This window comes from Sphaerotilus montanus (assembly GCF_013410775.1).
GTDB lineage: Bacteria > Pseudomonadota > Gammaproteobacteria > Burkholderiales > Burkholderiaceae_C > Sphaerotilus > Sphaerotilus montanus.
In genome coordinates, this window is sequence record NZ_JACCFH010000001.1 from 1,904,311 (window position 1) to 1,916,702 (window position 12,392).

Sequence of the window (12,392 nt, forward strand, 5' to 3'; positions counted from 1 at the left end):
GCACCGAACCGCCACCACCCCGTGCCCATGGCCGTTGCCTCCGACCGCGCCTCCACCGTGCGCAAGCTGATCGAGCTGGCGATGACCCACGTCGCCACGTTCGCCTTCCCGCTGGTCTTCGCGGTGATCTGCGGGCGCACGCTCGGCATCCACGACTACGGCATCGTGTCCTTCTACGCCGCGCTGGCGGCCTTCCTCGGCATGGTCATCGAATTCGGCTTCGACTGGTACGGCATCCGCGAGGTGGCGCGCCACCAGGGCGATCCGGCCGGCGTGCACCGCATCCTGTGGAACATCACCGCGGCCAAGCTGCTGCTGTGCGCGGGGGTGGTGGGCGTGGCGGGTGGCGCGCTGTGGCAGTTGCGGGCGCATGCCGAGTGGCCGCTGATGCTGGCGTCCAGCGCCTACCTGGTCGGCTTCGCCTTCGATGCGGGCTGGTACGTGCGGGCGCTGGAGCAGACGCGCCTGCTGCTGCTCATCACCAGCGGCGTGCGGCTGGTCGGCATCGTGGTGCTGCTGACGGTGGTGCCGCGGGTGGCGACGATGGAGAGCGCGCTCGGTGTCTACGCGCTGGTGTCGCTGCTGACCAGCGGCGTGACCTGGTTCTTCCTGGCGCAGCGCGGGCTGGTGCAGCGCTCGCGTGTCGAGCGGCGCTACATCGGGCAGCTGCTGCGCAGCTCCTCGGCCATCGTGTTCGGCAACGTCAATGGCGCGATGCTCACCAACGGCGGCATCGCGCTGCTGGGCATGCACGCCGATCCGGCCACCGTCGGCGCGGCCAACCTTGCGCTGCGGGTGCGCATGGCGGGGCAGGCGGTGATGCTGCCGGTGCAGCAGCTGGGCTTCGTGCGCATCTCCGGGCTGGCCTCGCGCACGCCGCTGGCGGCGATGGCCCTGGGCAGTCGGCTGATGGTGGTGACGCTGGCGATCGGCACGGTGATCAGCATGGTCTGCATGGCCACGGCGCCGCTCATCGCGCGCTACGTGTTCAAGACCGAGGTGCCGATCGCCGTGATGCTGATCCTGCTGCTGGCCTTCAGCATCCCGATCCAGGGCATGTCCAGCCTGTTCGGCATGCAGTCGCTGATCGCGCTCGGTCAGGAGCGCCGCTACGCGCTGATCCAGCTCGCGGCGACGCTGGCGTTCTGCGCCTGCCTGTTCCTGATCGACCAGGGCAGCGCCTATGGCTGGGCGATCATCGGCGCCGAGGCGACGGTGATGCTGCTCTCGGCGGGTGTGCTGATCCGTTTGCGCGGGGAGATGGTGGCATGAAGACGTCCACGCCCATGGCCATGCCCATGCCCTGGTGGTGCTCGCCGGCCGGCATCGCCGTCGGCTTCCTGCTGCCGCTGATGGTGCTGATCTCGTACGCGGGCGATCTGCCCCATCCGGCGCTGACGCTTCGCGGCGTGCAGGCGCTCGATGCGCATTACCTGCAGCTCGGCGCGATGATGATCCTCGCCATCGCGCTGACGGGCTGGCTGGGGGCGCAACTGCAGTTCGGCGCGACGCCCGCATCGCGCGATGTGCGCGCCTGGGACCGGGCCGCGCTGGGCCTGGGCGGCATCGCGACCTTTGCGTTCGTCATCTGGTTCCGCGACTTCGTGTTCAACCCGGTGCTGCTGTTCCAGACCCTGACCGGCGCGTTCAAGCCCGACCGCAACACCATCGAGCTGACGCCGGGTCTGACCTCGCTGGCCAACATGGGTCCGGTGTTCTTCTCGGTCTACGCCTTCCGGCTCTTCGACAAGGGCGAACGTGCGCTGCCCCGCGCCATGCATGTGATGTTCGTGGTGCTGGGGCTGTTCACGCTGTTCCGCGTCTACGTCTGGACCGAGCGGCTGGCGCTGATCGAGCTGCTGGTGCCCTTCGGGCTGACCGTCGGGCGCTGGACCTCGACACGCAGTGGCGGCGGCTGGACGCTGGCCCGCACGGTCGGACCGTATGCGGCCATCCCGATGGTGATCCTGTTCTTCGGTGCCAGCGAGTACTTCCGGTCGTGGTCGTCCGACACCTACCAGGGCAAGATGGATTTCTGGGAATTCGCCCTCGGCCGCTTCGCGAGCTACTACTACACCTCGCTGAACAATGGCGCCGGCCTGCTGGCCAACATGCCCTGGCCGACCGGGACCTTCGAGTTCACGCTGGAGTGGCTGCACCGCGCGCCCTTCGGCCTGGGCAAGCCGTTCTCGCAGGCGGTCGGCTACACGGTGCCGCGGCTGGACTACTACCTCGCGACCTACCAGGACGAGGAGTTCAACAGCCCTTCCGGCATCTACGGCCCGCTGTCCGACATGGGGATCTACGGCGGCCTGGCCTACATGCTGGCCATCGGGCTGGTCAGCGGGCTGTGCTTCCGGGCCTACCGCGAGGCGCGGCTGGTGGGCGTGCTGTTCTATCCGATCTTCTTCATCACCTTCATGGAGATCTACCGCTACCCCTATCTCGGCGTGCCGCGGGCCTTCACCTGGACGCTGGGCATCGGGCTGGCGCTGCTGCTGGCCTCCACGGTGAAACCGATTCCTGCGCCGCGGCGAACCGCCGGCGACTCTTCCGCGCACCCGGCGAGCTGATCCATGCATGACCCGTCCCCCCGCCCCGCTCCCCGGCTGAGCATCGTCATCGACAACTACAACTACGAGCAGTTCGTCGCCCGTGCCATCGACTCCGCGCTGGAGCAGACGGTGGCCGACCTGACCGAGGTGATCGTGGTCGACGATGGTTCGACCGACCGCTCGATGGCCGTGATCGCCCCCTATGCCGACCGGGTGCGCGTCATCGACAAGCCCAATGGCGGGCAGGCCTCGGCCTACAACGCCGGCTTTGCCGCGGCGCGCGGCCAGCTGGTGCTCTTCCTCGATGCCGACGACTGGCTCTACCCGGATGCGGCCGCCGAGATCATCGCCGCGTGGACGCCGGGGACCTCCAAGGTGCAGTTCCTGCTGGACATGGTGGACGGTGCCGGCGATCCGCTGCACCGCCAGGTGCCGCGCGAGCTGCACGACACCGAGGCCGCCCGGCTCATGCGCACGTGCGGGGCCTACGGCTCGCCTCCGGGCTCGGGCAATGCCTACGACCGCGACTACCTGCGCCAGGTGATGCCGCTGGACGAGTCCGCGTGGCGCACGGGTGCCGACTCGGTGCCGATCCTGCTGGCACCGGCCTGCGGGCAGGTCCGTTCGTTGCGGCGCGCCCTGGGGGCGTACCGCATCCACCGTGCGCTCGACGACGATGCACTGGTCTTCAACAACTACTCCGGCAGCTTGCTCTCCGAATACCTGCGCATCACCGCGGGCAAGCGGGCCGTCGCCGAGGGGCTGGACCGGCTGGGCCTGCCGCGGGCCGAGCCGCTCGGGCTGGCGCCCTGGGAAGCGCGCACGGTGGCCATGTGTGCCCGCTTCGGCGGACCGCAGGCGAGGGCGCTCATGCAGCCGTCGCCGGGGGCGGTGGTCCGGCATGCGCTCGATTCGGTGTGCCGCTGGCCGCTGATCACGGTGCGGCGCAAGGTGCAACTGGTGGTGTGGATGCTGGGGGTGGCCGCACTGCCGCTGCCGCTGGCGCACCGGCTGGCCCGGATGCACCGCCGCTCCGCCGGCTTGCCGGACCACTCGGCCCACGCGGCGGCGGCGCGGCTGGCCGCGATGAAGTCGCATGGCTGATCCGGTGAACCCGACCATGCTGATCAACGCCCGCTTCCTCACCCGCCAGGCCACTGGCGTGGACCGTTTCGCCATCGAGCTGCTGCAGGCTGGCCTGCAGGCCGGTCTGCTGCCGCAGGCACAGGCCGTGGTGCCGGCCGAAGCGACGCTGGTGACCCCTGCGCCCAAGGGTCTGGCCGTGCGCCACGCCGGTCGCCACGGCGGCCACCGCTGGGAGCAGTTCGAGCTGCCCGCACTCGCTGCGGCGGCGGGCGAGGTGCCGCTGGTGAACCTGTGCAACACCGCGCCGCTGCGCCACCGCCGCCAGATCGCAGTGATCCACGATGCCGCCGCGGTGGCCAATCCGCAGAACTACAGCTTCGCCTTCCGGCAGTGGTACCGCGTGATGATCGGCTCGCTGATGCGCCGCAGCCGGGTCATCGCCACCGTCTCGCGCTTCAGTGCCGACGAGCTGACGCGCCACTTCGGCGCCCACCACCATGGCATCGAGGTCATCCCCGAGGGCGGCGAGCACATCCTGCGCCTGCCGGCGGACCCGACCGTGTTCGAGCGGCTCGACCTGCGCGGACGGCGCTACGTGCTGGCGGTGGGCAGCCTGTCGCTGAACAAGAACTTCGCTGCCGTGCTGAACGCGATGAGCCTGATCGACGACCCGGACACCGTGCTGGTCGCGGCCGGCGGCGGCAACACGCGCATCTTCACCGACAGCGCCGTGCAGCACGAGCGCCTGCAGCGCACCGGCTACGTCAGCGACCAGCAGCTGCGTGCGCTCTACGAGGGGGCGGTGTGTTTCGTGTTCCCGTCGTTCTACGAGGGCTTCGGCCTGCCACCGCTGGAGGCCATGTGCTGCGGCTGCCCGGTGATCGTGTCGGACCGCGCCTCGCTGCCCGAGGTCTGCGCCGACGCGGCCCTCTACTGCAACCCCGACGATCCCGCCACGCTGGCTGCGCAGCTGCGCCGCGTGCTGGGCTCGCCCGCCCTGACCGACGAGCTGCGCACGCGCGGCTACCAGCGCGCGGCACAGCTCACCTGGGACCGCGCTGCGCGCGAGTTCGCCGAGCTGATGGATCTGCATTTCGCCTGAGCCTGAGGAGCCACCCCATGCAAGCCCCCCTCCGTGTTGCCCTGGTGCATGAATGGCTGGTCAACCACGCCGGCAGCGAAAAAGTCGTCGAGGAGATCCTGAAGATCTACCCGCAGGCTGACCTGTTTTCAGTGGTTGATTTCCTGAAGCCGCACGAGCGCGGTTTCCTGCAGGGCAAGGTTGCCAAGACCACGTTCGTGCAGCGCCTGCCCGGCGCCGAAAAGCGCTTCCGCCACTACCTGCCGCTGATGCCGCTGGCGATGGAGCAGCACGACCTGTCCGGCTACGACCTGGTGCTGTCGTCCAGCCACGCCGTCGCCAAGGGTGTGCTCACGGGACCGGACCAGCTCCACGTCTGCTACATCCATTCGCCGATCCGCTACGCCTGGGACATGCAGCACCAGTACCTGAAGGAATCGGGCATGGCCAGCGGCGTCAAGGGCACGGTGGCCAAGCTGCTGCTGCACTACATGCGGCTGTGGGACGCCCGCACCGCGGCCGGTGTCGACCAGTTCCTCGCCAATTCGGCCTTCATCGGGCGCCGGGTGCGCAAGGTCTACCGGCGCGACGCGGAGGTGATCCACCCGCCGGTCGATGTCGAGCGCTTCGCACTGCGCACCGACAAGGAAGACTTCTACCTCACCGCCTCGCGCATGGTCCCGTACAAGCGCATGCCGATGATCGTCGAGGCCTTCTCGCGCATGCCCGACAAGAAGCTCGTCGTCATCGGCGACGGGCCGGAGATGGACAAGGTGCGCGCCGTGGCCGGGCCGAACGTGTCGGTGCTCGGTTTCCTGGGCGACGCCGCGCTGGTCGACCACATGCAGCGCGCCAAGGCCTTTGTCTTTGCCGCCGAGGAGGACTTCGGCATCACCCCGGTCGAGGCGCAGGCCTGCGGCACGCCGGTGATCGCCTTCGGGCGGGGCGGCTCGCTGGAGACGGTGCGCGGCCGAGGCCACCCGGCGCAGCGCACGGGCGTGTTCTTCACGGAGCAGACGCCCGAGGCGGTGATCGCCGCGGTGGAGGCCTTCGAGGCGCTGCCGGTGCCGATCCGCCCGGAAACCTGCCGCGCGCACGCCGAGCAGTTCGCGCCGGCGCTGTTCCGCCAGCGGTTCCAGGCCGCGGTCGAGCGGGCCTGGGCGCGCTTCCATGCCGAGCAGGATCCCGAGCACCTGCCCGTGCTCTCCGACGTGCACACGCCGGCCCTGTCGCCGGAGCCGCCGCCGATGCTGCCGTACCCTGTCCTGACGCCGATGTCGATTCCGGTGCCCGGATCCAGACCCAGACCCGGCGCCGTGGCGAGGTCGCCCGTGGCGATGGCCGAGCCGGTGGCCGCCGTGGTCGAGGCGTCTGCGCGGGTGGAGCCGGCACCCATGCCTCCGTCCCCGTCCCCGTCCATGTCGTCTCCCGCCCCCACGCCGATGCCCGCGCCGGCGCCCCCTGCCATGTCCCCCTCCGTCTCCGATGCCCCCCGTCCTGATCCGGTCTTCGAGCGGCCGTTCGAGCTGCCGGCGGCCGATGCGCGGCCACGGTCGTCGCCCGGTGCGCCGGCGGTGCTGCGCCCGCTGGGCGAGATCATCCGCACGATGCGGCCGCTGTCGGATGGCGACATCGCGCACATCCTGGTCGTGCAGCGGCGCATGAAGCTGCGGTTCGGCGAGGCGGCGGTGGCCCTCGATCTGGTGACGCAGGCCGATGTGCTGTGGGCCTTGTCACAGCAGTTCAACTACCCGTACTCGCTCGACGGCAACGGGCTGCGGGGTGCGGATCTGGTGGTGGCGGTGGAGCCCTACAGCCCGCAGGCCGAGGCCTTCCGCGACCTGCGCAGCAGGATCATGGCCAACGACGCTGCGCAGGGCCGCCAGCCCCTGGCAGTGGTCAGCCCGGACGCGGGGGATGGACGCACCTACGTCGCGGCGAATCTGGCCGTGACCTTCAGCCAGCTCGGCGAGCGCACGGTGCTGGTGGACGGCAATCTGCGCGATCCCGGCATCCACAAGCTCTTTGGCCTGAAGGAGCGCGCCAGCCTGAGCGACCTGCTCAACGGCCGCCGCCCCGCCAAGCCCTTCGACCGCTCGGCCGATCTGCCGGGGCTGTTCATCATGCAGGTGGGCGCACCGCCGCCGAACCCGCTGGAGCTGCTGCAGCAGCCGATGTTCGGCATCCTGCTGCGCGAGCTGCAGCGCGAGTTCGACCGTGTCATCGTCGACACGCCGCCCGCGCGCCACACGGCCGATGCCCGCGTGATCGCCGCCACCTGCCGCCAGACGGTGCTGGTCGGTCGCCACGGCAAGACCGAGGCGCAGACGATGAACCTGCTGGTGGACCGTCTGCGCCGCACGCAGGCGACCATCGCCGGGGTCGTCCTCAATGACCACTGAAGCGGCGGCAATCGAGCTGCGCGCCAGGCGTTGTCTGCACGAGGCGGCCGGCCCGCTGGCGCAGGTCGCCGTGGCGGCTGTGCTCGACCGTGTTGCCCTGCAGCAGGATGTCGCCCAGACCGGCTGCACCGTCCGGCACCGCATGGGTGTGCAGCTCGATGGCCGCGTGGCCGGTCGGCGCGGCCGTGACGCCGACGCGGGCGGCGGGCGTCTGGATCTCGCGCAGCCGGTTGTGCTCGATGCGGACATCGTGCACGCCGTGGGTGCGCCAGTTGCCTTCCTGCGCAACCAGCACGCCGGCTGCCCGCGCGATGCCGGTCACCGTGTTGCCGCGCAGCGTGATGTGCGCGCCGCCGACGATGGTCAGGCCGCGTCCCCAGCGGGCGCCGGAGACGGTGTTGTCGGCGACGAGGATGTCGCGCACCACGGGCTCGTTGTCGTAGGACACGATGGAGATCAGGTCGTCGCCCACGTCGTGCACCTGGTTGCCGAGCACGCGGCCGTGGCGGCTGCCGCCGGTGGTGTGGATGCCATCGGCCAGCGTGTGGCGCACGGTGTTGCCGGCGATGGTGAAGTCGGTCGCACCGTAGACCAGCATGCCCACCGAGCCCGCGCCATCGACGGTCACGCCGCGCACGACATTGCCCCGCTGCGGGGTCGGGCCTTCGCGGTAGAGGCTGATGCGCGCCTGGGCTGGCTCGCTGCGGCGCTGGTCGGGTGCCGCGGTGAGCGTCAGGCCGTAGAGGCGCACGCCGTCGGCGCGCAGACCGAGCGTGTGGTCGCGCGGGTCGGTGGCCTGCAGCGTCGCGCCCGGTCCCCACAGCGTCACGCCCGGCACGCTGACCAGCACGCTGCGCGCCTGCTGGTAGCGCCCCGGCGGAAACACCAGCCAGCCGCCCGGCTTGAGCGCCTTGAGCGCGCGGTCGATGGCCGCGTCGTCGGCGAGGTCGTCGTCGGCCACCGCCCCGAAGTCCGTCACCCGCAGCGCCCCCGCCGGCACCGCGGGCAGTGGAGCGAGCACAGCGCAGGCCTGCGCGCTGCCCACGCCCATCCCCAAGGCCACCAAGCATCCCCTGGAGACCCCCATGAGCGCTGAGCACCCCGACCGCACGGACCGCACCGACCCACCCATCTACGTCACCCAACCCTTTCTGCCGCCACTGGCGGAGTTCATGCCCTATCTGGAACAGATCTGGGGCCGCAAGCACATCACCAACGGCGGCCCCTTCCACCAGCAGCTCGAAGCCGAACTGGCCGCCTACCTCGGCGTGCAGCACCTGGCGCTGTTCACCAACGGCACGCTCGGCCTGCTCACCGCGCTGCAGGCCCTGCGCGTGACCGGCGAAGTCATCACCACGCCGTATTCCTTCGCCGCCACCGCGCACTCGGTGCTGTGGAACGGCCTGAAGCCCGTCTTCGCCGATATCGACCCGCACACCTGCAATCTGGACCCCGACAGCATCGAGGCCGCCATCACCCCGCAGACCACGGCCATCATGCCGGTGCACTGCTACGGCCGGCCGTGTGATGTCGAGCGCATCCAGAAGATCGCCGACACCTACGGGCTGAAGGTGATCTACGACGCCGCGCATGCGTTCGGCGTGCAGTACAAGGGCAAGAGCCTGCTGAACTGGGGCGATCTGTCGGTGCTGAGCTTCCACGCCACCAAGGTGTATTCGACCATCGAAGGCGGCGCCATCATCTGCCCGGACGCCAAGACCAAGCAGCGCATCGACTACCTGAAGAACTTCGGCATCGCCGACGAGGTCACGGTAATGGCCGCGGGCATCAACGGCAAGATGAACGAGGTGCAGGCCGCCTTCGGGCTGATGCAACTGAGGCACGTGGACGACTGCATCGCCCGCCGCGGCGAGATCGCCCGGCTCTACACGCAGCAGCTCGCCGGCTTGCCGGGCATCCGCGTGCCGGACGAGGCCTTGCACACGGTGCCGAACCACTCGTATTTCCCCATCTTCATCGGCCCGGACCACCCGCTCAGCCGCGACGCCGTCTACGACCGCCTGCGCCAGCACGGCATCCACGCCCGCCGCTATTTCTACCCGCTGCTCAGCGACATGCCGATGTACCGCGGCCTGCCGTCGGCCGCCAAGGACCACCTGCCGGTCGCGCACGAGATCGCCGCACAGGTGCTGTGCCTGCCGATCTACCCGGCGCTGTCGGATGCGGACGTGCTGCGGGTGGTGGACGTGCTCCGCGGGGCGCTGGTGTACGAAGGATGGCCGGCGCAGACGGTGGCGCAGGATGGGGTGGCGGCGCCGGCAGCCGTGGGGGAGCCGGTCGCGGCGGGGAGCACGGCCGGGTCGTGGGTCGAGCGGCGTTCGGGGGGCGAGCGGCGGGTCTGATCGATCCTGCCCGCCGGCCCGATCTGTCTCAACGCCGCCAGAACTGCGGCGTGAACAGCACCAGCACCGCGAACAGCTCCAGCCGCCCCAGCAGCATCACCGCCGTGCAGATCCAGGTCTGCACGTCGCTCAGGCCCTGGTAGTTGCCGGACGGACCGACCTGCCCGAGGCCGGGGCCGGTGTTGTTGATGCAGGCCACGACCGCCGTGAAGGCGCTGATGATGTCCAGCCCGGTCAGCAACAGCGCCATCGTGCCCGCCACCAGCACCGCGCCGTAGACCAGCATGAAGGCCTGCACCGAGAACAGCACCTGCGTGTCCACCACCGCGCCGCCCAGCGTCACCGGCCGTACCGCGCGCGGGTGCAGCAGCCGGGTGAACTCGCGCTGCACCTGCTTCATCAGCAGCAGCGAGCGGCTGAGCTTGATGCCGCCGCCGGTCGAGCCCGCGCAGGTCGCGAACCCGCACAGGAACAGCATCAGGATCGGCGCGAAGATCGGCCACTGGGCGTAGTCCACCGTCGCGAAACCGGTCGTCGTCGCCACCGAGACGACGTTGAACGCGGCGTGGCGCAGCGCGGTCGTCCACTCCGGGTAGACGCCATGCACGACCAGGAACACGGTCACCAGCGCCACGCTGCCCACCATCAGCGCAAAGAACAGCCGTGCCTCCAGGTCGCGCCACAGCGGCAGGATCGAGCGCCGCTGCCAGACGCGGAAGTACAGCGCGAAGTTCACCCCGGCCAGCAGCATGAACACGATCGCTACCGCCTCGACCCGCCCGGAGTTGAACGCCGCGAAGCTCGCGTCATACCCGGCCAGGCCGCCCAGGCCCATCGTCGAGCACATGTGCATGAACGCATCCGGCCAGCTCATCCCGGCCCAGCGGTAGCCGAGCAGGCAGGCCGTGGCCGCCGTGAAATACACCGCCCACAGCCCGCGCGCCGTCTCGGCGATGCGCGGGGTGAGCTTGTCGTCCTTCATCGGGCCGGGGGTCTCCGCCTTGAACACCTGGCTGCCGCCCACGCCCAGCAGCGGCAGGATCGCCACCGCCAGCACGATGATGCCCATGCCGCCCAGCAGCACCATGAAGCAGCGCCAGATGTTGATCGACACCGGCAGCTTCTCCAGCCCGGTCAGCACGGTGGCGCCGGTCGTCGTCAGGCCGGAGACCGCCTCGAAGTAGGCATCGGTCAAACTCAGACCGGGGATGTGCAGCAGCAGCGGGATCGCCCCGAACACTGGCAGCACGACCCATACCAGCGTCGCTAGCAGGAAGCCGTCATGCGGCTGCAGCTCGCGGTCGAGGTGGCGGCAGTGCAGGAACAGCGCCGCGCCGATCGCCACCGTGATCGCCATCGACAGCGCGAAGCCGGCCTCGATGCCGTCGTGGCAGAAATGCGAGAAGCCCAGCGGCACCGCCATCGTCAGCCCGAACAGCATCAGCACGCCGCCGAGCACCTTGAACACCGGGTAGTAGTAGCGCATCGCGGACCCGGCTCAGAAGAAGAAGGTCGCACCGACCTGGAACAGCTTTTCCACCGGCCGCACCAGCCGCTTGTTCGGCAGGAAGACGATGACGTGGTCGTCGGTCTCGATCACCGTGTCGTGGTGCGCCATCAGCACCTCGTCACCGCGCACGATGGCCCCGATCTGCACCCCGTCCGGGAGGGCGAGCTGCTCGATGCGCCGTCCGACCACCTTGGAGCTGCGCCGGTCGCCGCGGGCGATGATCTCCATCGACTCGGCGGCGCCCTGGCGCATGCTGTGGACGGCCTCGACGTCGCCGCGGCGCACGAAGGCCAGCAGCTCGCCGATGACCGCGTGCTGCGGCGAGATGGCCACGTCGATCTGCGTGCCCTGCACCAGCTCGGTGTAGGCGCGGCGGTTGATCAGCACGATGGCGCGGCGCACGCCCAGCCGCTTGGCCATCAGGCCGGCAAGGATGTTGTCCTCGTCGTCGCTGGTCAGCGCGATGAAGACGTCCATGTCGCCGACGTTCTCGTCGGCCATCAGGTCCTCGTCGGTCGAGTCGCCGTGCAGCACCAGCACGTCCGAGCCGAGGTCGGCCGCCAGGTAGTCGCAGCGCATCCGGTCGCTCTCGATCAGCTTGATCTCGTAGCGTCCGCGCAGTTCGCGCGCCAGCCGCAGGCCGACCTTGCCGCCCCCGGCGATCATCACGCGCCGCACCGGCTGGTCACGCTCGCGCAGCGCGCAGAGCATGTCCGAGATGGCCGCCGTGCGCGTCAGCACGAAGGCCTCGTCGCCAGCCTCGATGCGCGTGTCGCCATCGGCCTTGACCGGCTGGTCGCCGCGGAACAGCCCGACCATGCGCATGTCCAGACCCGGCACCAGCGTCGGGATCTCGTCGAGCCGGTGCCCGACCAGCCGCCCGCCCGCGTAGGCGCGCACCCCCGCCAGCGTCACCCGGCCGTCGGCGAACTCGATGATGCGCAGCGCCTCGGGGTATTCGACCAGCTTGCGGATGTAGGTCGTCACCGACTGCTCGGGGCAGATGACATGGTCGACCGCGAAGCCGCCCTCGCGCGCCAGCAGCGGCGAGCCCTCGACGAACTCGGGCGAGCGCAGCCGGGCGATGGTGGTGGTGACGTTGAACAGGTCGTGCGCGACCTTGCAGACGGTCAGGTTGGTCTCGTCCATCGGGGCGCACGCGATCAGCAGGTCGCAGTCCTCGGCGCCGGCCTCGCGCAGCACCGAGGGCTGGATCGCGTTGCCGGTGACGCCGCGCAGGTCGAGCCGCTCCTGCAACTGGCGCAGGCGCTGCGGGTCGGTGTCGATGACGGTGATGTCGTTGCGCTCGGAGACAAGGCTTTCGGCGACGCTCGTGCCGACCCGGCCGGCGCCGATGATGAGGATGTTCATGGGGGCGATTATGGAGACGCCCTG

The 12,392-nt window shown here is 70.0% G+C and carries 8 protein-coding genes and 1 pseudogene; 6 read left to right on the forward strand and 3 right to left on the reverse strand.

What is annotated here, in order from left to right:
• Nucleotides 1-27: 27 nt before the first annotated feature.
• Genes BDD16_RS08575 through BDD16_RS23390 form a run of 5 tightly spaced genes read left to right on the forward strand, consistent with a single transcriptional unit; the run spans nucleotide 28 to nucleotide 7,124 of the window.
• Nucleotides 28-1,272 carry an oligosaccharide flippase family protein gene (locus BDD16_RS08575; protein ID WP_179633559.1) on the forward strand — a complete coding sequence of 415 codons (1,245 nt, stop codon included), beginning with the start codon at nucleotides 28-30 and terminating at the stop codon, nucleotides 1,270-1,272.
• Nucleotides 1,269-2,573 (forward strand): O-antigen polymerase, encoded by a 1,305-nt coding sequence (locus BDD16_RS08580; RefSeq protein ID WP_179633560.1) that lies wholly within the window; start codon nucleotides 1,269-1,271, stop codon nucleotides 2,571-2,573. The genes BDD16_RS08575 and BDD16_RS08580 overlap by 4 nt, the downstream gene beginning before the upstream one ends.
• 3 nt (nucleotides 2,574-2,576) lie before the next feature.
• A complete protein-coding gene (locus tag BDD16_RS08585; protein WP_179633561.1) occupies nucleotides 2,577-3,659 on the forward strand; it encodes a glycosyltransferase family 2 protein in 1,083 nt (360 codons plus the stop codon).
• The gene (locus BDD16_RS08590) at nucleotides 3,652-4,743 is read left to right on the forward strand and encodes a glycosyltransferase family 4 protein (RefSeq protein WP_179633562.1); all 1,092 of its coding nucleotides are present in this window, start codon (nucleotides 3,652-3,654) and stop codon (nucleotides 4,741-4,743) included. The genes BDD16_RS08585 and BDD16_RS08590 overlap by 8 nt, the downstream gene beginning before the upstream one ends.
• Before the next feature lie 17 nt (nucleotides 4,744-4,760).
• On the forward strand, nucleotides 4,761-7,124 hold the full coding sequence (locus BDD16_RS23390; protein WP_179633563.1) for a polysaccharide biosynthesis tyrosine autokinase: 2,364 nt from the start codon (nucleotides 4,761-4,763) through the stop codon (nucleotides 7,122-7,124).
• On the opposite strand, the gene BDD16_RS08600 is transcribed toward BDD16_RS23390, so the two are convergent.
• Complete coding sequence (locus tag BDD16_RS08600; protein WP_179633564.1) at nucleotides 7,111-8,187, reverse strand: right-handed parallel beta-helix repeat-containing protein; 1,077 nt, start codon at nucleotides 8,185-8,187, stop codon at nucleotides 7,111-7,113. The genes BDD16_RS23390 and BDD16_RS08600 overlap by 14 nt on opposite strands.
• A 22-nt stretch (nucleotides 8,188-8,209) precedes the next feature.
• On the opposite strand from BDD16_RS08600, the pseudogene BDD16_RS08605 reads away from it, so the two are divergent.
• Nucleotides 8,210-9,346 (forward strand): annotated as a pseudogene (locus tag BDD16_RS08605) (DegT/DnrJ/EryC1/StrS family aminotransferase); the annotation flags it as partial.
• Nucleotides 9,347-9,515: 169 nt separating this feature from the next.
• Here BDD16_RS08605 and BDD16_RS08610 read toward each other — a convergent pair.
• Both BDD16_RS08610 and trkA read right to left on the reverse strand, forming a co-directional pair.
• Nucleotides 9,516-10,973, reverse strand: a complete 1,458-nt coding sequence (locus tag BDD16_RS08610) for a TrkH family potassium uptake protein (RefSeq protein WP_179633566.1) — start codon at nucleotides 10,971-10,973, stop codon at nucleotides 9,516-9,518.
• A gap of 12 nt (nucleotides 10,974-10,985) precedes the next feature.
• On the reverse strand, nucleotides 10,986-12,380 hold the full coding sequence (gene trkA, locus BDD16_RS08615) for a Trk system potassium transporter TrkA (protein WP_310732814.1): 1,395 nt from the start codon (nucleotides 12,378-12,380) through the stop codon (nucleotides 10,986-10,988).
• Between the last annotated feature and the right edge of the window lie 12 nt (nucleotides 12,381-12,392).